At 73.4% G+C, this 20,284-nt stretch carries 23 protein-coding genes; 13 read left to right on the forward strand and 10 right to left on the reverse strand.

Annotated elements, in window-relative coordinates; translation table 11 throughout:
• Positions 1 to 2 precede the first annotated feature (2 nt).
• The 5 genes from nadB to ACWEOH_RS18760 all read left to right on the forward strand — a co-directional run bounded on the left by nadB (position 3) and on the right by ACWEOH_RS18760 (position 5,539).
• Positions 3 to 1,574 (forward strand): L-aspartate oxidase, encoded by a 1,572-nt coding sequence (gene nadB / locus ACWEOH_RS18740; RefSeq protein ID WP_452033540.1) that lies wholly within the window; start codon positions 3 to 5, stop codon positions 1,572 to 1,574.
• Entirely contained in the window at positions 1,574 to 2,485 is a 912-nt protein-coding gene (gene nadC, locus ACWEOH_RS18745; protein WP_452033542.1) for a carboxylating nicotinate-nucleotide diphosphorylase, read from the forward strand. The genes nadB and nadC overlap by 1 nt, the downstream gene beginning before the upstream one ends.
• The gene (locus ACWEOH_RS18750) at positions 2,482 to 3,627 is read left to right on the forward strand and encodes a cysteine desulfurase family protein (protein WP_452033543.1); all 1,146 of its coding nucleotides are present in this window, start codon (positions 2,482 to 2,484) and stop codon (positions 3,625 to 3,627) included. Before nadC ends, ACWEOH_RS18750 begins: the two co-directional genes overlap by 4 nt.
• Complete coding sequence (locus tag ACWEOH_RS18755; protein ID WP_452033545.1) at positions 3,624 to 3,773, forward strand: hypothetical protein; 150 nt, start codon at positions 3,624 to 3,626, stop codon at positions 3,771 to 3,773. Before ACWEOH_RS18750 ends, ACWEOH_RS18755 begins: the two co-directional genes overlap by 4 nt.
• 206 nt (positions 3,774 to 3,979) lie before the next feature.
• Complete coding sequence (locus ACWEOH_RS18760; RefSeq protein WP_452033547.1) at positions 3,980 to 5,539, forward strand: DHA2 family efflux MFS transporter permease subunit; 1,560 nt, start codon at positions 3,980 to 3,982, stop codon at positions 5,537 to 5,539.
• Positions 5,540 to 5,612: 73 nt separating this feature from the next.
• Here the strand turns inward: ACWEOH_RS18760 and ACWEOH_RS18765 are convergent, their stop codons facing one another.
• Positions 5,613 to 7,319 (reverse strand): VWA domain-containing protein, encoded by a 1,707-nt coding sequence (locus ACWEOH_RS18765; protein WP_452033549.1) that lies wholly within the window; start codon positions 7,317 to 7,319, stop codon positions 5,613 to 5,615.
• A 511-nt stretch (positions 7,320 to 7,830) separates the two neighbouring features.
• Here ACWEOH_RS18765 and ACWEOH_RS18770 point away from each other — a divergent pair.
• The gene (locus tag ACWEOH_RS18770; RefSeq protein ID WP_452033551.1) at positions 7,831 to 8,493 is read left to right on the forward strand and encodes a phosphoribosyltransferase; all 663 of its coding nucleotides are present in this window, start codon (positions 7,831 to 7,833) and stop codon (positions 8,491 to 8,493) included.
• Between the two features lie 9 nt (positions 8,494 to 8,502).
• On the opposite strand, the gene ACWEOH_RS18775 is transcribed toward ACWEOH_RS18770, so the two are convergent.
• Complete coding sequence (locus tag ACWEOH_RS18775) at positions 8,503 to 9,357, reverse strand: putative protein N(5)-glutamine methyltransferase (protein WP_452033553.1); 855 nt, start codon at positions 9,355 to 9,357, stop codon at positions 8,503 to 8,505.
• Between the two features lie 198 nt (positions 9,358 to 9,555).
• Between ACWEOH_RS18775 and ACWEOH_RS18780 the strand changes: the two genes are divergently transcribed.
• Both ACWEOH_RS18780 and ACWEOH_RS18785 read left to right on the forward strand, forming a co-directional pair.
• The gene (locus ACWEOH_RS18780) at positions 9,556 to 11,424 is read left to right on the forward strand and encodes an anthranilate synthase family protein (RefSeq protein WP_452033555.1); all 1,869 of its coding nucleotides are present in this window, start codon (positions 9,556 to 9,558) and stop codon (positions 11,422 to 11,424) included.
• Between the two features lie 91 nt (positions 11,425 to 11,515).
• On the forward strand, positions 11,516 to 12,163 hold the full coding sequence (locus tag ACWEOH_RS18785) for a hypothetical protein (protein ID WP_452033557.1): 648 nt from the start codon (positions 11,516 to 11,518) through the stop codon (positions 12,161 to 12,163).
• 73 nt (positions 12,164 to 12,236) lie between these two features.
• Here the strand turns inward: ACWEOH_RS18785 and ACWEOH_RS18790 are convergent, their stop codons facing one another.
• The 3 genes from ACWEOH_RS18790 to ACWEOH_RS18800 form a co-directional block, all read right to left on the reverse strand.
• Positions 12,237 to 12,725: a nucleoside deaminase gene (locus ACWEOH_RS18790; RefSeq protein WP_452033559.1), complete on the reverse strand. Its 489-nt coding sequence runs from the start codon at positions 12,723 to 12,725 to the stop codon at positions 12,237 to 12,239.
• Between the two features lie 21 nt (positions 12,726 to 12,746).
• The gene (locus ACWEOH_RS18795) at positions 12,747 to 13,331 is read right to left on the reverse strand and encodes a GNAT family N-acetyltransferase (RefSeq protein ID WP_452033561.1); all 585 of its coding nucleotides are present in this window, start codon (positions 13,329 to 13,331) and stop codon (positions 12,747 to 12,749) included.
• A gap of 63 nt (positions 13,332 to 13,394) precedes the next feature.
• On the reverse strand, positions 13,395 to 14,255 hold the full coding sequence (locus ACWEOH_RS18800; protein ID WP_452033919.1) for an Fpg/Nei family DNA glycosylase: 861 nt from the start codon (positions 14,253 to 14,255) through the stop codon (positions 13,395 to 13,397).
• Between the two features lie 57 nt (positions 14,256 to 14,312).
• Here ACWEOH_RS18800 and ACWEOH_RS18805 point away from each other — a divergent pair, with 57 nt between their 5' ends.
• The 3 genes from ACWEOH_RS18805 to ACWEOH_RS18815 all read left to right on the forward strand — a co-directional run bounded on the left by ACWEOH_RS18805 (position 14,313) and on the right by ACWEOH_RS18815 (position 16,443).
• Positions 14,313 to 15,095, forward strand: coding sequence for a hypothetical protein (locus tag ACWEOH_RS18805; RefSeq protein ID WP_452033563.1), 783 nt, complete (start codon positions 14,313 to 14,315; stop codon positions 15,093 to 15,095).
• Between the two features lie 44 nt (positions 15,096 to 15,139).
• Positions 15,140 to 15,523, forward strand: coding sequence for a DUF4180 domain-containing protein (locus ACWEOH_RS18810; protein ID WP_452033565.1), 384 nt, complete (start codon positions 15,140 to 15,142; stop codon positions 15,521 to 15,523).
• A gap of 92 nt (positions 15,524 to 15,615) precedes the next feature.
• Entirely contained in the window at positions 15,616 to 16,443 is an 828-nt protein-coding gene (locus ACWEOH_RS18815; protein ID WP_452033567.1) for a hypothetical protein, read from the forward strand.
• Positions 16,444 to 16,446: 3 nt separating this feature from the next.
• Here ACWEOH_RS18815 and ACWEOH_RS18820 read toward each other — a convergent pair whose 3' ends face one another.
• Positions 16,447 to 17,004: a histidine phosphatase family protein gene (locus ACWEOH_RS18820; protein ID WP_452033569.1), complete on the reverse strand. Its 558-nt coding sequence runs from the start codon at positions 17,002 to 17,004 to the stop codon at positions 16,447 to 16,449.
• Positions 17,005 to 17,050: 46 nt separating this feature from the next.
• On the opposite strand from ACWEOH_RS18820, the gene ACWEOH_RS18825 reads away from it, so the two are divergent.
• Positions 17,051 to 17,356 (forward strand): DUF4190 domain-containing protein, encoded by a 306-nt coding sequence (locus ACWEOH_RS18825; RefSeq protein ID WP_187432673.1) that lies wholly within the window; start codon positions 17,051 to 17,053, stop codon positions 17,354 to 17,356.
• A 68-nt stretch (positions 17,357 to 17,424) separates the two neighbouring features.
• Here ACWEOH_RS18825 and ACWEOH_RS18830 read toward each other — a convergent pair whose 3' ends face one another.
• The gene (locus ACWEOH_RS18830; protein ID WP_452033571.1) at positions 17,425 to 18,333 is read right to left on the reverse strand and encodes a DNA-formamidopyrimidine glycosylase family protein; all 909 of its coding nucleotides are present in this window, start codon (positions 18,331 to 18,333) and stop codon (positions 17,425 to 17,427) included.
• A gap of 121 nt (positions 18,334 to 18,454) precedes the next feature.
• On the opposite strand from ACWEOH_RS18830, the gene ACWEOH_RS18835 reads away from it, so the two are divergent.
• Positions 18,455 to 19,018 (forward strand): hypothetical protein, encoded by a 564-nt coding sequence (locus ACWEOH_RS18835; RefSeq protein WP_452033573.1) that lies wholly within the window; start codon positions 18,455 to 18,457, stop codon positions 19,016 to 19,018.
• Here ACWEOH_RS18835 and ACWEOH_RS18840 read toward each other — a convergent pair.
• From ACWEOH_RS18840 to ACWEOH_RS18850, 3 genes are all read right to left on the reverse strand, one after another.
• Positions 18,984 to 19,193: a dodecin gene (locus ACWEOH_RS18840; RefSeq protein WP_148734436.1), complete on the reverse strand. Its 210-nt coding sequence runs from the start codon at positions 19,191 to 19,193 to the stop codon at positions 18,984 to 18,986. The two genes, ACWEOH_RS18835 and ACWEOH_RS18840, sit on opposite strands and share 35 nt — an antisense overlap.
• Before the next feature lie 107 nt (positions 19,194 to 19,300).
• A complete protein-coding gene (locus tag ACWEOH_RS18845) occupies positions 19,301 to 20,059 on the reverse strand; it encodes an MBL fold metallo-hydrolase (protein WP_452033575.1) in 759 nt (252 codons plus the stop codon).
• A 64-nt stretch (positions 20,060 to 20,123) separates the two neighbouring features.
• A complete protein-coding gene (locus ACWEOH_RS18850) occupies positions 20,124 to 20,273 on the reverse strand; it encodes a hypothetical protein (RefSeq protein ID WP_187432672.1) in 150 nt (49 codons plus the stop codon).
• Between the last annotated feature and the right edge of the window lie 11 nt (positions 20,274 to 20,284).

Consider the following 20,284-nt stretch of genomic DNA (forward strand, 5'->3'; position numbering starts at 1 on the left):
CCATGGCGCGGGTGCTCGTGATCGGCGGCGGCATCGCCGGCCTGTGGACCGCGGTGAAGGCCGCGGACGCCGGCCACGACGTCGAGGTCGTCACGAAGGCCGCGCTCGTCGAGGGCAGCACGCGCCACGCCCAGGGCGGCATCGCCGCGGCGTTGTTCCCCGACGACTCGGTCGAGCGCCACTTCGCCGACACGATCGCGGCCGGCGCGGGCCTGTCGGATCCCGCCGCCGTGCGTGTGCTCTGCGACGAGGGACCCGCCCGCGTGCGCGATCTCATCCGCTTCGGGGTCGCGTTCGACCGCGGCGATTCGGGCTTGGCGCGCGGCCTCGAGGCGGCGCATTCCCGAGCGCGCATCCTGCACGCCGGCGGCGACGGCACGGGTGCTGCGATCGAGTCCGCGCTGGTCGCCACGGTCCGACGCCGGGCGGTCCGCGTGCACGAGCACACCATGCTCGTCGACCTGCTGGTCGAGCGCGGATGCGTCGTGGGGGCTCGCCTGCTCGCGGCATCCGGCCTCACCGAGGTGCGCGCCGACGCCGTGGTGCTCGCCACCGGCGGCAGCGGATGCCTCTACCGGCATACGACGAACCCCGACGTGGCGACCGGCGACGGGGTCGCGGCCGCGTGGCGCGCCGGAGCCGAGGTCGCCGACCTCGAGTTCGTGCAGTTCCACCCCACGGCGCTGGCGGCGCCGGGCACGCCGCTCATCTCCGAGGCGGTGCGCGGCGAGGGCGCCGTGATCGTCGACGAGCACGGCGACCGCTTCATGCCCGACGTCGACCCGCGCGCCGAGCTCGCCTCGCGCGACGTCGTCGCCCGGGCGGTGTGGAAGCGCATGGCCCAGCAGGACGACCGACCGGTGTTCCTCGACGCGACGGCGCTCGGCGCGGAGTTCCTCGCCGCGCGGTTCCCCGGCATCGACGCGGCGTGCCGCGAGGCCGGCTTCGACTGGGGCGCGCAGCCCGTGCCGATCACGCCCGCCGCGCACTATGCCATGGGCGGCGTGGTCACCGACCTCGACGGGCGCACGACGCTGCCAGGGCTCTTCGCCGTGGGCGAGTGCGCGCGCACCGGAGTGCACGGCGCGAACCGGCTGGCGTCGAACTCTCTGCTCGAGGCCGCGGTGTTCGCCGACCGCGCGGCTCGTGCGCTCGGTGCGTCTTCGCGCGTGCACGACTCCGGAGACGAAGACGGACACGTCGGCCGGGTCGTACCGAGCGACGGCGTGTCGTCCGCGGCATCCGGAGTTGCGCACGCGATTCACGTCGACCGGAGCGCACTGCAGGAGCTCATGTGGGCGCACGCCGGGCTCGAGCGATCGGGCGAGGGGCTCGCCGCGGCATCCGCAGCGCTCGACGCGTGGCGCGCGCCTGAGGTCGTCGACCGCCGCACCGCGGAGGACCGCAACCTGCTCGACCTCGCGCGCCTCACCGTCGCCGCTGCGCTCGCGCGGACCGGCAGCGTCGGCGCGCACTTCCGCACCGACGACGCGGATGCCGCGATGGCCGAGCCGTTCGCCGTGACGCCCACGACCCCGAACCCCGCCGTCCCCGCCCTCGAGGAGGCTGCCTGATGACCGACGTCCGCGAGATCGACCGCATCGTCACCGCCGCGCTCGACGAGGACGCGCCATGGGGCGACCTCACGTCCGAGACGCTCATCCCGGTGGAGGCGACGGCGACCGCCGAGCTCGTCGCGCGCGAGCCGGGCGTGCTGAGCGGCATCGAGGTGTTCGCGGCGGCGTTCCGTCTCACCGACCCGCGGATCGTCGTGGAGCGCCTCGCCGCCGACGGCGACGCGTTCGAGGCGGGCGCGGTGCTCGCCCGCGTCACGGGACCGGCCCGCGGCATCCTCACGGCCGAGCGCGTCGGCCTCAACCTCCTGCAGCGCATGTCGGGCGTCGCGACGCTCACGGCGCGGTACGTCGCCGCCGTCGCGGGCACGCGCGCCCGCATCGTCGACACCCGCAAGACGACGCCCGGACTGCGCAGCCTTGAGCGCCAGGCCGTGCGCGACGGCGGCGGGCGCAACCACCGCCGCTCGCTGTCCGACGCGATCATGGCGAAGGACAACCACCTCGCCGTGCTCACCGCGGGCGGCCGCGACCTCGCCACGGCGCTGCGCGGGGCGCGGGAGCGGATGCCGCACACCGCCCACCTCGAGGTCGAGGTCGACCGGCTCGACCAGCTCGACTCCGTGGTCGCGGGCGGCGCCGACACGATCATGCTCGACAACTTCACGCTCGACGACCTGCGCACGGGCGTCGAGCGCATCGGCGGACGGGCGGTGGTCGAGGCATCCGGCGGCGTCTCGCTCGACACCGTCGCCGCGATCGCCGCCACCGGCGTCGACGTGATCTCGGTCGGCGCGCTCACGCACTCGGCGCGCGCGCTCGACCTGGGGCTCGACGTCGTCATCGAGGCTCCGTCGTCGGATGCCGCGACCGCCGCGTCGGCCGCGACCGCCCCGGAGGTCTCCCCGTGATCTTCCTCGACCACGCCGCCACCACGCCCGTGCGCCGGGAGGCGCTCGAGGCGATGTGGCCCTACCTCACAGGGTCGTTCGGCAACCCGTCGAGCCACCACGGGCTGGGCGACGAGGCCTCCCGGGCGCTCGCGTCGGCGCGGGCCGAGGTGGCCGCCGTGGTCGGATGCCGCCCCGGCGACGTCGTGTTCACGAGCGGCGGTACCGAGGCCGACAACCTCGCGATCAAGGGCATCGCGCTCGCGAACCCGCGCGGCCGTCACGTCGTCGTCTCCCCCGTCGAGCACGAGGCGGTGCTCGAGTCCGCGGCCTATCTCGCGCGTATGCATGGCTTCACCGTCGACGAGGTCGAGGTCGACGCGGGCGGCCTGGTGCATCCCGAGGCGCTGGCGCGCGTCATCCGCCCCGACACCGCGCTCGTGTCGGTGCAGCTCGCGAACAACGAGATCGGCACGGTGCAGCCCGTCGCCGAGCTCGCCGAGGTCGCGCACGCGTCGGGCGCTCGGTTCCACACGGATGCCGTGCAGGCGGCCGGCTGGCTTCCCCTCTCGCTCGACGGGCTCGGCGTCGACGCGCTCTCGCTCGCGGGCCACAAGGTCGGGGCACCGAAGGGCACGGGCGCGCTGATCGTGCGCGGCCGGATCCCCCTCGAGCCCGTGGTGCACGGCGGCGGCCAGGAGCGCGGGCGACGCTCGGGCACCGAGAACGTGGCGGGCGCCGTGGCGTTCGCGACGGCGCTGCGCCTCGCCGAGGCCGAGCGGGCGGATGCCGCGACCCGCCTCGGCGCGCTCGCGGGCGAGCTCGTCGCGCGCATCGCCGCCGAGGTGCCCGACGCCGTGCTCACGGGCGATCACGTGCGCCGGCTGCCCGGCACCGTGTCGTACGTCTTCCCGGGCACCAGCGGCGAGGCGGTGCTGCTCGAGCTCGAGCGCGACGGCGTGATCTGCTCGAGCGGGTCGGCGTGCGCCGCGGGCAGCGACGAGCCGTCGCACGTGCTCACCGCGATCGGCCTGCCCGCCGAGCTCGCGCAGACCGCCGTGCGGTTCACGCTCGGCGCCGAGAACACCGAACACGACGTGGCGGATGCCGCGGCCGCCGTCGCCCGGGCCGTGTCGGTGGTGCGCGCTATCGTGAAGCCATGACCGATCCCACCGCCATCCCCGCCGACGACGACGCCGAGCGCGACGCCGAAGCGCGGGTCGACGACGAGGTGGCTCCCGAAGAGGAGCTCCTCGAGGGGTGGCTTCCCGACGCCACGCCGACCGACGGGCCCGCGCCCGCTCCGTAGTCCGCGCGCACCGCGCACACCGCCCGTCGTGCGCGACCGCATCGCCGTTCCCATTCGCAACCCGCCCCCGCTCGCGGCTCGAGTTCCATACGTTCCGATCGATCCGTCGATTCGGGAATAGCGCCTCCTCCGGCGCGGGTTGTCTTTCACATTCGACGCAACTCCTCCGGCGCCGCTCTGCGCCGAGATCGATTGGACGCCATTCCTTGACCGAACGCGCCGCTCCCGACCTGACCGAGAACGAGCCCGTCGCCGCCGGCGACGCGGCTCCGCACCACGCCCAGCACCCCCACCACACCGACGCCGAGGCCCTCCACGGCAAGCGCAACTCGCGCGTGATCTGGCTGCTCCTCGCGTCCGCCTTCGTCGTCATCCTCAACGAGACGATCATGGGCGTCGCAATCCCGCACCTCGTCACCGACCTCGGCATCACCATCGAGGCCGCGCAGTGGCTCACCACTGCGTTCATGCTCACGATGGCGGTCGTCATCCCCATCACGGGCTTCCTGCTGCAGCGGTTCGCCACGCGCCCGATCTTCATCGCCGCGATGAGCCTGTTCTCCGCGGGCACCCTGATCGCCGCGCTCGCGCCCGGCTTCGAGGTGCTGCTGCTCGCGCGCGTCGTCCAGGCGAGCGGCACGGCCATCATGATGCCGCTGCTCATGACCACCCTGATGACGCTCGTGGCGCCCGCCGACCGCGGCCGGTTCATGGGTCGCGTCTCGACCGTGATCTCGGTCGCGCCCGCCATCGGGCCGACGATCTCGGGCCTCATCCTGACCTACCTGTCGTGGCGGTACATGTTCTGGCTCGTGCTGCCGATCGCCCTGGTCATGCTCGTCATCGGCATCCGCCGCGTCGAGAACGTCAGCGAGCCGCGCGTCATCCCGATCGACGTGTTCTCGGTGATCCTCTCGGCGTTCGGCTTCGGCGGCCTGGTCTACGGCCTCAGCCTCGTCGGCGGCGCCGTCTCGGGCACGGGCTCCCCCGCCGCCATGTGGATCTCGCTCGCCGTGGGCGCCATCGGCATCGCGACGTTCATCCTGCGCCAGCTGCTGCTGCAGCGTCGCGACCGCGCGCTGCTCGACCTGCGCACGTTCCGGTCGCGCAACTTCGCGATCTCGGTCGGCCTCATGGTCATCGTGATGGCCGCGCTGTTCGGCACGATCATCCTCCTGCCGATCTACCTCCAAGACGTGCTGCACCTCGAGCCGGCCATCACGGGGCTCCTGCTGCTGCCGGGCGGCCTGCTCATGGGCCTCCTCGGCCCGACCGTCGGGCGCCTGTTCGACCGGTTCGGACCGACCCCGCTGCTCGTGCCGGGCGCCATCACGGTGAGCGCGGTGCTCTGGTCGCTCACCATGGTCACCGAGACCACGTCGCCGTGGCTGCTGCTCGTCGCGCACGTGGCGCTGTCCGCCGGGCTCGCCTTCATGTTCACGCCGCTGTTCACGTCGGCGCTCGGCTCGGTCGAGCCGCGGTTCTACTCGCACGGGTCGGCGATCGTCGGCACCGTGCAGCAGGTCGCGGGCGCCGCCGGCACGGCACTGTTCGTCACGGTCATGGCAGCGGTCACGGCCTCCGTCGCCGTGACGGGAGCGACCGCCGAGGCCGCGCAGGCGGCCGGCCTGCGCACGGCCTTCATGGTCGGGGCGATCATCTCGATCGGCGCGGTCGTCGGCGCGTTCTTCGTCCGCAAGCCCGCCGACATGACGACGGACGCGCACGGCGACGCAGCGCTCGAGGCCGCTGCCACCGAGGCGTGACGGCGACGCATCCGATCAGGAACTGACGAAGGGCCCGGCATCGCGCCGGGCCCTCCGTCGTGTGCGAGGCGGTTCAGCCGCAGTTCGGGCGGCAGGTGCGCTGCGAGAGCGCGTCGACGAGCACGGTCCCGAGGTCCTCGGGTCGCGACGCGGAGTACGCCGCGCCCTTCGTCGCCTGCGCGATGCGCTGCATTGCCGCGAGGTCGGTGTCGGGGCCGAAGCCGATCATGATGACCGGCACGGGCTTCGTCGGGTCGTCCATCTTGGCGAGCTCGGCGAGCAGCGTGTCGAGGTCGATTCCGTTCTCGTCCTCGTTCCGTCCGTCGGTGATGAGCAGCACCGAGTTCACCTTCTCGGGGTCGTACGACTCGCGCACGCGCTGCACGGCCGCGAGCGTCGTGTCGTAGAGGCCGGTGGCGCCGCCGAGTCGGGCCGGCAGCGACTGGATGATGCCGGCGATCTCGGCCTTGTGCGCCTGGTCGGCGAGCGGCGCGATGGGCGACAGGTCCTCCCAGTCGAGGTCGCCGTTGCGCGCGGTCGAGAAGACCCAGACGCCCAGCTCGACCTCGCCCGAGAACTTCTCCATGGCGCCGATCGCCGCCTGTTGGAAGATGTCGATGCGCCGCAGGCCGCTCTCCGCGGGCTCCTCCATCGAGCCCGACACGTCGATGACGGCGAGCATGCGCGAGCGGAGCGTCAGCACGGCCCACGCCCGGAGGATCTCGAGCTGCGCGGCGGGGTCGAGCTCGGTCGCCGCTCCGACGGGTCCCTCGGCGGCGAGGCCGGCGACGTCGATCGCGCCCGAGCCGTCGGGCGCCCGGAAGCCGTCGGCCGCGAGCCGGTCGGTCGCATCCCGGGCCGCCGCCGCGAAGGCCGTGAGCAGCTCGGCACGGGTCTTCGTCGCGTTCGCGGCGCCGTCGGCGGTCGCCTCGTCGTCGGATTGCGCCGGGAGGCGCACGAACGGGTAGTCGACCAGCACGGTGCCATCGGCCGGGTAGGCCGCGACGAGCGTCTCCGCCGGCTCCTCGAGGTTGTACGCCGCCACCTGCGCCTCGCTCGTGATCACGACGCTCGGCTGCTGCACCGCGGCGAGCGCCGCGAACGCCGCTCCCGTCGATGCGGGGATGGACTTGCCGAGCTCGATCATGGCGCCCGCGAACTGGCGCGGATCGTCGGGCGAGGAGTGCCCACGCAGGGCGAGGAGCCCTGCGAGGCTGGTCGACGACGCCTCGGGATCGGGCAGGATCGTGGGCATGCCACCGCCGAGCACGCGGCTCCAGGTCACCGGCTCGCTCGCGATCTGGGCGGCCTTGGTGGCCGGTGCGGCGAACACGACGGGCGTCGCCGCGACCGCCTCGCCCACCTCCACCTCGGGCGGGGTCTGCCCCAGCGAGGCGGCCGTGGCGGTCATGCGGTCGACCCACACGTCGGACTCGGGGATCCACGCGTCGGCTTCCAGGCCGCCCGACGCGAGCACCGCCGACGTGTCGGCCGAGTCCTGCGACGTGATCTTCGTCTGCACGCAGGTCTCCGACTTCGCGTCGAAGTCCTTCGCGATGTCGGTGAGCGCCGGCGCGATCGTCGTATCGGCCACGATGACGAGCTGCTCGTCACCGGAGCACCCCGCGTCGGCGGCGGCGAACAGGGGGTTCAGGTAGCCGCCGACCCAGACGAAGACGCCGGATGCCACGATGCCGACGACCGCGAGCGCCGCGACGATGGAAAGGATGAGTGCGCGCCCCGGCCTCTTCGCCGGAGCCTTCACGCTGTGACGCCCCACGGACACTCCAAGCTGGACGGTGCCGTGGCGCCGCCGTTTCCCTCACTGGACGGGTTCCCCCGCCCTGGGGGAAGGATGCCCATCAGCATAGGCGACGCATCCCGATACGCGAACTTCGCTCGGGATCGGCGTGCGGGGCGGCTCGACGGTCCGCGAGTAAGGCGGGAGAACGCTTTCGCGGACCGAGGCGGTGCGGTGTCACGAGACGGTGCGGTGTCACGCGCAGTTCGTGCGCAGACGGAATACGCGGGTCGGATGACCCCCAGTCATCCGACCCGCTCCCCCGCCCTGGGTGCGACCCCTCAGTCGTCACTCAGGCGTCTTCGGTGTTCTCCGTCCCGACGGTCACGCGGCGCCGGTGCTCCGATCGCCCATCGTCCCCTGCCGTCGGATCTCCAACGCTAGGCGGCGGGTTCGGCCGAAGACAGGGCTTGACGCAGTGGGTGCCAAAGGCTATTCGCGAGAGCCCGAGGGGGTGGCATCCCGCAGCACCGAGTGCGAGCATCACGACATGGAGCACTTCACCGATCGACGTGACGCGGGCCGACGGCTGGCGCGGGCGTTCGCGGGTCGGGCGCTCGATCGTCCGGTCGTGCTGGGCCTCCCCCGCGGCGGCGTCCCCGTGGCGGACGAGCTCGCCAGGTCGCTCGGTGCGCCGCTCGACGTGCTCGTGGTGCGCAAGCTCGGGCTCCCGCGGCAGCCCGAGGTCGCCATGGGCGCCATCGGCGAGCGAGGTGCCCGAGTGCTCAACGACGACGTCCTGCGCTACGGCAGGGTGCGCGACGCCGAGCTCGCCGCCGTCGAGCGGAAGGAGCGCGCGGAGCTCGAGGCGCGGGTCGCTCGGTTCCGAGGTGGTGCCGCACCCGTCGACCTCAGGGGTCGCACCGCCGTGATCGTCGACGACGGCGTGGCCACCGGTGCGACCGCCCGGGTCGCGGCGGTCGTCGCGAAGGAGCTCGGCGCGGCATCCGTCGTGCTGGCCATGCCCGTCGGCGCCCCCGACAGCATGGCCGAGCTCGCGGCGATGCCCGAGGTCGACGAGGTCGTGTGCCTGTCGACGCCGCCGGGGTTCATGGCGGTGGGCATGCACTACCTCGACTTCCGGCAGACCTCCGACGCCGAGGTGCAGCAGATCCTCGAGGCCTCGCGCGAGTCGGGAGCGGGCGAAGCCTGAGCCGTCGCGTCAGCGCCGTCCGACGACCACCGTCGCGTCGAGCTCGTCGTCGCGCAGCACGCGCGCCTCGAGCCCACCGGCCTCGACCGCGGCGGTCGTGCGGGCCGCCTGGCGGCGGCTCGTCTCGATGAGCAGGTGACCGCCGGCTGCGAGCCATTCCGCAGCGGATGCCGCGACGCGTCGGTGCACGTCGAGGCCGTCGTCGCCACCGTCGAGCGCGACGGGCGCCTCGTGGTCGCGCGCCTCGGGCGGCATCATCGCGATCTCCGCGGTCGGGACGTACGGCGCGTTCACCGCGAGCACGTCGACGCGTCCCCGGAGGTCGGGCGGCAGGGGGTCGAACAGGTCGCCCTCGACGACCCGGGCGCCGAGCGGTTCGAGGTTGCGCCGCGCGGCGCGCACCGCGACGGGGTCGACGTCGGCGGCGACGAGCTCGACCCGGCCCCCGGCGCCCTCGACCGCGGCGACGACGGCCGCGCCGATCGCGCCCGCACCGCAGCAGAGGTCCACCACGACCGCGGGCCGCCCGGCGACGGCGGACGCGAGCCGACCGGCCTCAGCGGCGAGGAGCTCGGTGCGCCGCCGCGGCACGAACACACCGGGCTCCACCACGATCCGCAGGCCGGCGAACTCCGCCCAGCCGAGCACCTGCTCGAGGGGCTCCCCTGCCACGCGCCGCGCGACGAGGCGCTCGAGCTCCGACGCGGCATCCGTCCGGCCCTCGACCGCCGCCGCGAGGACCACCGCCTCGTCCTCGGCGAAGACGCAGCCGGCGGCGCGCAGCCGCGCGACGAGGGAGGGAACGGGCTCCGACGCCGGCGACGCCGGCGGCAGGTTCTGGGAACGGGGGTCTGCGTGCACCATCGCATCGTAACGGCGCGCCACGCTGGGTGCGCCGGTCGATGGCATGCCATAGAGTGCTCGTCATGACCGCGTCGATCCGCACCTGGTGGCCCGCCTCCTAGGCGGCCCTCCACGCGTACCGACGCACGACGACCGCCCGAGGGCGGTCGTCTCGCATGTGCGGGGACGTTCCGGCCGAGGGCCCGACCGGAGACCGACATGACCCGCCTGCTCCCCTCGCTCCTCGCCGCCGACGCGCCCCCGTTCGCGGTGATCCATCGCGAGCACGAACCGGTGCTCGACGTGCTCGTCGGCGACGCCGTCGACGTCGACCGCCTCGCCGATATCCCGCTCGACGGCGCCGAGGTGCTCGCGCTCGTGCCGTTCCGCCAGGTGCGCGAGCGCGGCTTCGCGGCGCACGACGACGGAGCGCCCATCCGCTGCCTCGTCGTGCGCGACCGCGAGTCGCTCGGCGTCGCCGAGGCGATCGGACTGCTGCCGCGGCATCCGGTGATCGTCGACGACCTCGACGTCGACGTGAGCGACGCCGACTACGCCCACGTCGTGCGCCGCGTCATCGACGACGAGATCGGGCGCGGCGAGGGCGCGAACTTCGTCATCCGCCGCGAGTTCACGGGTTCGACGGATGCCGCGCCCGCCGTCGCGGTGCTCGGCTGGCTCCGGCAGCTCCTCGAGCACGAGCGCGGCGCGTACTGGACGTTCGCGTTCAGCACCCCGGAGCTCGCCGCAGTGGGTGCGACGCCTGAGCGGCACGTGTCGTCGATCGACGGGGTCGTCTCGATGAATCCGATCAGCGGCACGTTCCGGCACGGCGACACCGGGCGCGACGACGATGCCCTGCTCGCGTTCCTCGACGACGTGAAGGAACGCGAGGAGCTCGTCATGGTCGTCGACGAGGAGCTCAAGATGATGAGCGCCGTCTGCCCCGACGGCGGGCGCATCCGTGGTCCATTCCTCAAGCGGATGTCGCGACTCACGCACACCGAGTACCTGCTCGAGGGACGCTCCGCCCTCGACCCGCGCGAGGTGCTGCGCCGCACGATGTTCGCGCCGACCGTCACGGGCTCGCCGATGGGCAATGCGTGCGCGGTGATCGCCCGGCACGAGCCGACCCCGCGCGGCTACTACGCCGGCGTCCTCGCCCGCTTCACCCCGCGCCGTGGCGGCTACGACGTCGACGCGCCGATCCTCATCCGCACGGCCTACCTCGACGGCGTCGGCCACGTTCGCGTGCCCGTCGGCGCGACCCTCGTGCGCCACTCCGACCCCGACGGCGAGGTGGCGGAGACCCGGGCGAAGGCCGCCGGCGTGCTCACGGCCCTCGGTGCGCTCCCACGTGCGGCAGCTCCCGAGCGCCGCCTCGACCCCGGGCGGCTCGACACCCTGCTCGAATCCCGCAACGACCGACTCGCAGCGTTCTGGCGGTCGCCGCAGGCGGCGCGGCCCTCCCGGGCGGCGACCGCACTCGTCATCGACGCCGGGGACGACTTCACGACGATGCTCGCGCACCAGCTCCGCCACCTCGGGTTCGAGCCGCGCGTCGTGGCGTGGCACGACGCGGCCGAGGTGCCATCGGAGGACCTCGTCGTCTTCGGTCCCGGTCCTGGCGACCCGCGCGACCTCGCCGACCCGCGGGTGGCTCGAATGCGCGAGCTCATCGCGGCACGGCTCGCGACGGGTCGACCGCTCCTCGCCGTCTGCCTGAGCCACCAGGTGCTCGCCGGCCTCGCCGGGCTCGAGCTCGCGCCGCTGCTCGCGCCGCGCCAGGGCGTGCAACTCGAGGTCGACGTGTTCGGACAGCGCGCGGCCATCGGCTTCTACAACACGTTCTCCGCGCTCGCACCGGCGGGTCCGACCACGCCGCGACTCGGGCTCGAGGTGGCCGCGGATGCCACGACCGGCGTGGTTGACGCGCTGCGCGGGCCCGGCGCGGCATCCGTGCAGGGGCACCTCGAGTCGGTGACCTCGCCCGACGGCCTCGCCGTGCTCGAGCGTCTGCTGGACGACCTCCTCGCCGGTCGGGCGGATTCTCGGGAGCCCGCCGGCGCGGGACGTGCGCGCGGATGATCCCGCACTCGACCGCGTTTGGCAAGGCGTTGCCGCCACGCGTCCTCGCGGGCTTGGCTGGAGGCGACCCGACCCGAGGAGGCGGTTCCCTGTGGAAACCAGCACCATCATCTGGATCATCGTCGGCATCGTCGTCGTCATCGCGATCATCGTGGTCGCGTGGCTGATGACCAGCCGGCGCCGCCGCGAGGCGCACCTCGAATCCGAGCGCCGCAAGGCCGAGGAGCTGCGCCGCGACGCGTACGAGTCCGACGTCTCGCGCCGCGAGCGCGAGGCGGACGCCGCGACCGCGGCGGCCGCGGCGAAGCAGGCCGAGGCCGCCGCCATGCAGGCGAAGCTCGAGGCTGAGCGCCTCGAGCGCGAGAGCGCCGCCCACCGGGCGGACGCGGAGCAGCTGCGCACGCAGACCGACGAGCGCCTCCGCAAGGCCGACGACGTCGACCCCGACGTGGTGCGGGACGAGGACGCGGCCCGCGCCGCGGTCGCCGAGGCGCGCGCCGGCCAGCGCACGGCCCACGGCGACGAGCACGTCGCCGCCCGCGACGAGCAGGTGGCCGCCCGCGACGAGCGCACGGCCGTGCACGACGACCGCGTCGCCGCCGTGGACGACCGCGAGACCGCCACCGACGAGCGGGCGGCCGCGGAGCGCGAGCAGGTCGCGCGCGACGAACGCGCGACCCTCGACGCGCAGGCCGCGGCGCGTGAGCGCCGCGACACCGAGACCGGGCGCCCCGTCTAAGGGCAACCACCGTGCGGGCGGCGGAGCACCACGCTCCGTCGCCCGTTCGCGCGTCAGGTGGCCGGTGGGAGCATCATGCTCCCGACGCGGCCTCGCGCTCGATGAGCACGCGGACCTCGTCGGCGAGTCCGTCGACCGGTCCCTCGGCCACGAGCCCGGGCGCGACGACCGCGATGGGCAGCGCCGCCACGGCCGATGGGCCCGCGCCGGCCGTGGCGCGCCAATCGGCGACCTGCGCCGACGAGGCGACGAAGACGATGCGGCCGAGTCCGACCCACGCGTGGGCCGCCGAGCACATCGGGCAGTGCTCCCCCGAGGTGTACACGGTCGCGGCGGCGCGGTCGGCGGGGGTCAGGTGCGTCACGGCCCAGCGCGCGATCTCGATCTCGGGATGCCGCGTCGGATCGCCGGTGCTCTGCTCGCGGTTGCGATCGGCGAAGCGCTCCACCCCGTCGCGGTCGACGAGCACGGAGCCGAACGGACCGTCGCCGGCGTCGGCGGCCTCCTCGGCGAGGGCGACGGCGCGGCGGAGGTGGACGAGGTCGGTCTCGGAGATGGCCATGGAAGCAGTCTGCCCCCGGAATCAGCCGAGGGCGATGACCTCGCGGAGCATCGCCTCGTCGAGCGGACGGTCGGCGAACACCAGCCGCTCGAGGTGGGTCGTGTCGTCGGGCCCGGTCGGCGCGGTCGACGAGACGCCCTGCCACACGAGCTCGAGGTCGAGTCGCTCGAGCACGCGGATCGACGCGGGATTGTTCGCCAGCACGCGCGCCGTGACCGGGGCGTCGGGCGCGGTGGCGCGTGCGGCCTCGATCGACACGGCGGCGGCCTCGCCCGCCAGCCCGCGCCCCCACGCCTCGGGCAGGAACCGATAGCCGAGGTTCCACGCCCCGAACGGCAGCATCGCGGCGCCGGCGGTGCCGATGAATCCACCGGGTGGAAGCTCGCCGACGGGTTCGCGCAGCGTGACCGCCAGGTGACCGAACCCGTGCTCGCGGCGACTCTCCATCGAGCGCTCGATGGCGCGGGCGGACTGGGCACGATCGACGTGGCGACCGCTCGGGAGGTGCTCCCACGTGCGCGGGTCGCCGTAGACGCGGTGGTAGTCGTCGAGGTGGTCGAGCGTGAGGGAGGTGAGCAGGAGGCGAGGGGTGTGGAGGTACGTCATCGTCGACAGTCTCGCAGCGGCATCCGACATCGGGGTTCGGCCCCAGCCCAGTGACGCGGAGACCTACTTCAGCAGGCGCGAGAGCACCCGGTCGGCGAGCGGCTTGCCGCCCGTCTGGCAGGTGGGGCAGTACTGGAAGGTCGAGTCGGCGAAGATGACCTCGCGCACGGTGTCGCCGCAGACCGGGCACGGCTGGCCCGTGCGGCCGTGCACCTGCATGCGGCTGCGCTTGCCGTCCTTCAGCTCGTCGGGCGGCCGGCCGGCCGCTCCGGCGACGGCCTCGTCGAGCGTGTCGCGCAGCGCCCGGAAGAGGCGCTCGACGTCGTCGGGCTTGAGGTTCGCGGCGAGCGCGTAGGGCGACATGCGCGCGTTGTGCAGGATCTCGTCGGAGTACGCGTTGCCGACCCCGGCGAAGACCGACTGGTCGCGCAGCAGCCCCTTCACCTGCGTGCGCCGCCCCTTCAGGATCGCCGCGAAGTCGTCGAGCGTGAAGTCGGGTGCCGTGGGATCGGGACCCAGGCGCGCGATGCCCGGCACCTCGGCGGGGTCGTGCACGACGTAGACCGCGAGCGACTTCTTGGTGCCCGCCTCGGTGAGGTCGAACCCCGAGCCGTCGTCGAGCCGCACCCGCAGGGCGATGGGCGACTTGCCCGGGCGGATCACGGTCTTCGGCAGCTCCTCGTACCAGCGCAGCCAGCCGGCGCGCGCGAGGTGGAACACGAGGTGCAGGTCGCCGAGCTCGAGGTCGACGAACTTGCCGTGCCGCTGCGCGCCGTCGATCGTGCGCCCGGTGAGCGCCTGCAGCGGGGGATCGAACGTCTTCAGCGCGGAGATGGCGGCGACGGTCGCCCCGGTGACGGCATGGCCCACCGCCCGCTCGCGGAGGAACCCCACGAGCGCATCGACCTCGGGCAGCTCGGGCACCATGCCATCGTCTCATCCGCGAGCGACATCTGGCCGTTCTCCCCGTACGATCGCCGTGTGGACCCCATCACGGCGCGGCAGGTGCTGCGCATCTTCCCCGACGCACCCCTCACCGTCGAGCTCGTCGAGCGCGCCTACTCCGAGGAGTACTGGACGCGGCATCCGTCGCGCTACCAGGACCCGACCCAGCGCCGGGAGGCCGAGCAGTGGGCGACCACGCTGGCGACCGCCCGGCAGGTGCTGCTGCAGGGGGCGGCGGCCCCGACGACGGATGCCGCGGCCGCGCCCCCGCGGAAGCGGGGCCTTTCGGGCGGGGCGATCGCGGGCATCGTCGCCGGCGGGGTCGCGCTCCTCGCGCTCATCACGTTCGGGACCATCGGCGCCATGAACCTCGTGACGCAGGCGGCCACGACCGCGCAGGAGGCCATCGAGCAGGAGATCGACGAGCGGGTACCGGGCGGCTCGGACGGCTCGGACGTGCCGGACGTGTCGGACGGCCCGGACGTGTCGGAGGACGGCGTCGAGCGGTACGAATCCAGCGAGACGTACTTCGCGTTCCCGGCGGCGCTCGAGTTCTACCTGGACGGACGTTACGACGCCGACTGCTCGGCGGACTTCGCACAGGGCTGCTGGGAGGCGGCGCTCTTCACCGAGTCGGACTGCGAGACGCTGCAGGTGCAGCTCGGGTTCTCGAACGACGCCGACGCCCTCCTGCCCGACGTCACCGACACGATGGAGTTCGACGACGTCGTGGCCGACGAGGCGATCCCCGTGGTCTACGGGAACGACGACTACGCCTACGGCTGGATCAACCAGGTCACCTGCCTCGGCTCGCCGTAGCGAGCGATGACCCGCCACCCCCGTCCGGGGGCTATGGTCGTCTCATGCGCATCGACGAACACCACGGCGTCCGCGTGCTCCTCCTCGAGGCTGAGGGAGAGCCCATCTCGACGCCCGACGACGCCACCGACCTCGTGGGCTCGGCCTGGTCGCACCAGGCCGAGCTCATCGCCGTGCCCGTCGAGCGCCTCGATCCGAAGTTCTTCCGCCTGAAGACCGGCCTGGCCGGCGAGGTCACGCAGAAGCTCGTGAACTACCGCCTGCGGCTCGCGGTCGTGGGCGACATCAGCGCCCACGTCGCGAAGAGCGACGCGCTGCGCGACTACGTGCGCGAGTCGAACCGCGCCGACCACGTGTGGTTCGTCGAGTCCGAGGCCGACCTCGAGCGCCGGCTCGCCGATCGGGCCGGGATCCGCGCCGGCCGCTGAGGCCGAACGGCACTCCGCCCTCGCGGCGGGGCGCACCACGACGGATGCTGGAGGGGCACCGCGCCGTGCGAGCGCGGGAATCGAGGCATCCGATGGACTCGATCAGCAGGAGGCTCACGGCCCTCGTCGTCGCCGCGACGGCCATCGCGGCACTTGCGGGCTGCATCGCGTCCGCGCCGGTGCCCGCGTCCACGGCCCCGGCCGACGGCTCCGCGAAACCCGGCTCGGCCGCACCGCTGCCCCAGGGCGATGACCCCGTCGAGCTCGACCCAGCCGACTTCACCACCGAGATCGACAACCCCTATTGGCCGATGACGCCGGGCACGCAGTGGGTGTACCGCGAGACCGATCCCGAGGGCGACCTCACCGTGCGCGTCACGGTGACCTCCGAGACGAAGCGGATCGCGAACGGCATCGAGGCACGCGTCGTGCGGGACACCGTGACGCGGGGCGGCGAGCTCGTCGAGGACACGTTCGACTGGTACGCGCAGGACGCCGACGGCGCCATCTGGTACCTCGGCGAGGACGCCGCGGAGTTCGAGGGCGGCGAGGTCGTGTCTCGCGAAGGCAGCTTCGAGGCGGGCGTCGACGGCGCGCTCCCCGGCATCGCGATGCCGGCCGACCCGCAGCCGGGCATGACGTACCGGCAGGAGTACCTCGCCGGCGAGGCGGAGGACGCCGGCGCCGTGCTCGGCGACTCCGAGCTCGTCGAGGTGCCCTACGGCTCGTTCAGCGGCGCGGTGCTGACCCGCGACACGACGCCGCTCGAACCCGACGTCCAGGAGCTGAAGTTCTACGCGCCGGGCGTCGGGCCGGTGCTCACGCTCGCGGTGTCGGGCGGCAGCGGCCGCGAGGAGCTCCTCGAGGTGCTGAGCGTGCCCGACGGGACGGGCACCGGTCCCCTCGGGTCGCCCGACTGAGCCTCACGCATGGTCGTCGTGATCGTCCACTGCGCGAAGCCGACCGCCGGCGAGCACGAGCTCGTGGATCGACGCGTTCCCGAACGCGGGCGTGACCGTGTCGGGATGCTCCCCCACCGAGAGGCGGAGCGCGTTGATGACGCCGCGGTGCGTGACCGCTGCGATCGTCTCCCCCGGCAGGGCCCAGCGCTCGAGCGCCGCCGTGGCACGGGCGACGACGGAGGGTCGGTCCTCGACTCCGGGCACGCCGTCGGGGAACTCCGCGGTCGCATCCGCCCAGCGTCGTCCCTCGGCGCGACCGAAGGCCTGCTCGACCAGGCCGGCGTCGACGTCGAAGCCGTCGAGGCCGAGGGCGTCGGCGATGACCTCCGCCGTCTGCGTCGCGCGGCGCAGCGGGCTGCTGACGACGCGACGGATGCCGCGACCCGCGAGCGCCCGCGCCACCACGTCGGCCTGCTCGCGCCCGCGCGCGTTGAGCGGCAGGTCGGTGCGGCCCTGCACCAGCCCCTCGGTGTTCCAGTCGGTCTCGCCGTGCCGCACGAGCAGGATGCGGGCGTCCACGGTACGACCCTACGTCCGCGCCCGATCCAGCCGTAGGATCCCAATCATGACCCTGCCCCCCGCTGCCCCCGCAACGGCGTATCCCGCCGCGCCGCCGGCCCCTGCCGTCTCCCGAACCAACGTGCTCTCGATCGTGGCGATCATCGCCGGATTCATCGCCCCCATCGCCGGGATCATCACCGGGCATCTCGCCCTGCGCCAGATCGCTCGGACCGGCGAAGAGGGCCGCGTGCTCGCGCTCACCGGGCTCATCGCGGGCTACGCGCTCACGGCCTTCAGCGTGGTCTTCTTCATCGTGTGGCTGACGATGCTGCTGTCCATCCTGTCGACGGGCTTCGTCTCGGCCGGCTGAGGCCGCGCCGTCCGAGGCTGGGCCGGCCGGTCGGCCGGCTCCGACGAGCGTCCTCGCCGGGTCCGTCGCTAGGACTCGCGCAGCGGCAGCACCTCGCCGCCCGTCTGGCAGGTCGCCGAGTACTGCGCGGTGGTGCTCGCGAACGAGAAGTCGCGGATCTCGTCGCCGCACCGGGGGCAGGGCTCCCCCGTTCGCCCGTGCACCTGCATGGCGGCGACCTTGGCGGCCTTGAGCTGGTCGATGGGAACCCCGCTCCTCGCCGCGACCGCGTCGGAGATCACGCCGACCGTCGACGCGAACAGGCGGTCGAGCTCGTCGCCGCCCAGCGACGCGGCGTGGGCGACGGGCGACAGCTGCGCCGCATGCAGGATCTCGTCGGAGTACGCGTTGCCGATGCCCGCGAGCGACTCCTGCTCCTGCAGCACGGCCTTGACCTGCTTGCGCCGGCCGACGACCCCCGCGTCGAAGTCCGCTCGCGTGAACGCCGGGTCGGCGGGGTCGGGCCCGAGCTTGGCCACGGCCGGCACCTCGAAGGGGTCGTCGACCACCCAGCCGCCGAGCGAGATCCAGTCACCGGCATCCGTCAGCTCGACCGTCGTGCCGTCGTCGAACTCGATCGAGACGAGCGCGGGCGGTGGCGGCTCGGCCTCGGCGTTCGGCGCCTCGGTGACGGATGGCTCGGTGACGGATGGCTCGGTGACGGATGCCTCGGTGACGGATGCCTCGGCGCCGCCGTAGCGCGCCCAGCCGTGCCGCCCGAGCGACACGACGAAGTGCGCGTCGTCATCGAGGGTGACGTCGAGCAGCTTGCCGCGGCGGGTGACGCCGGTCACGCTGCGACCGATCAACGACTCCAGCGGACGCGCTCGCGTCTTCGTGACCCGGAACTCGAGCACGTCGACGCCGCGGATCTCATGACCGGCGAGCCGCCGGCCGAGATCGTCGGCGAGTGCCTGCACCTCAGGGGATTCGGGCATGCGCCCAGCCTCGCACGGCCCGGCGACAACCGCCACGCCTCGCGGCGGACCTCGACCGCGGCGGCTGTCCGGGCCGCTCGGGGCCGCTGCTAGCCTGTGGCCGAGGCGAGAGAAGGTGAGCATGCTTCACGCCCAGGTCGCGGGGCCCACGGAGGTGGACGGGATCGTCATCCCGATCATCGTGACGCTGATCACGATCGCCGGGGCCATCATCGTGCCGCGCCTCCGCTCGAACGCCGACGACCTGCGACGCGCAGAGAGCCTCACCTCCGTGCTGGACTCGATGCCGCCCTCGTCGGAGCGGCGACTGCTCGAGCAGCTGCGCGACGACCACGCGATCGTCTGGTCGCTCCGACAGGCCGCCCCGCTGCTCCCCACCATGCGCGCGGTCGGCTCGGTCGCGTACGCAGCGGGGATCGTGGTGCTGATCGTCGGGGTCGTGTACCTGTTGGCCGCGCCCGGCTACCAGTGGTGGTTCTGGCTGGTCTACATCGGCGGGGTCGCCGACATCCTCGTCGGCTGGCTCGTGCACCGGTTCCGCACCGGGCGTCGGCGCACCTGGATGGCCGCGGAACTGCAGCGGCTCGGGCTGCGCCTCCCCGTCGACGCACGCCTGCGCCGTGAGGTGTCGGGCCCGCTCGTCGCGGGCGTCAGTCCTCGAGCCGGAATCCCACCTTCAACGTGACCTGGTAGTGCGCGACGTCGTTGCCCTCGACCTCGCCGCGCACCGACACGACCTCGAACCAGTCGACGTGCCGCAGGGTCGCGGTCGCACGGGAGATCGCATTGCGGATCGCGGTGTCGATGCCCTCGGGAGAGGTCCCGACGATCTCGGTGACGCGGTAGACGTGATTGCTCATGGCCGGCTCCCCACCCCCGCGCCGTCGCGGGATGCCTCGACCCTAGCCCTCGGCGCGCCGGCGCCGATAGGGCGGGCTCGCGATCGCGATCGCGACGATTCCGACCGTCACGCGGTCGAGCGCCGGGCCTGCTCGACGTTGGACTGGTGCGGACCGGCGAGCCACTCCTGCTCGAGGCGCGCGTCGACGGGTTCCTCGCCACGTCGCAGCGCGTCGATGTAGGCGCGATCGGCGGCGACGCGAGCCGCCACCTCGGGACCCTCCGCGACGGCGCCGTGCCCGGGGATCAGGACCTCGACGTGCGCAGCGGCCGCCCCGAGCTCGTCGAGGGCGTCTGAGTAGGCGTCGACCTGACCGTCGCGGCGGAAGTCGAGGAGCGGGATGAGCACGTCGGAGAGCATGTCGCCGGCGATCAGGACGCCGCGGTCCGCGAGGAGGACGGCGGCGTGGCCGATGGCGTGCGCCTCGTGCTCGATGAGCTCGCCCGGCACCGGTCCACCGTCGGCGGGCAGCGGAGTGAGGAGCCCGATCAGCTCGAGCGGGACGCCCTCGGCGCTCTCGGCCGCCATCGCCTGCGCAAGCTCCCGCACAGCGTCGACCGCCCGGGCGGACGAGGCGGTGGCATAGCGCGGGACGTCGCCGAAGCGGGCGTGCCAGAGCAGGTGGTCCCAGTGCAGGTGCGTCGAGAATCCGGCGATCACCGGGAGGCCGAGACGTTCGATCTCATCGGCCAGTGCGTTCAGGTCGGCACCGTCGATGCCGGGATCGACCAGGATCAACCCGTCGTCGACGCGGACCACGGTGGAGTTGCTCCACACCCACTCGCTCTGGCGCACCCAGACGCCGTCGGCCACCTGCTTCATCATCGCTCCACTCCGATCGGCGCCCGCCTGCTGCGAGTCGGACGGTCGACGTCATCGCCGGCAGCGACTAGTCGTCGACGAGCTCCTGGCCCGAGAGGTGGCACCCCTCGTTGCAGGAGTACCAGACCTGCGGCGTGCGTCGACCGAGTCGGGTGTCCAAGGCGTCCACGTCCTCGTGGCGCTCGACCGGGAGGTCGTGTTCGGGGCATGCGAGCATCTGCCAAGGGT

The organism is Agromyces sp. NPDC004153, from assembly GCF_053603635.1.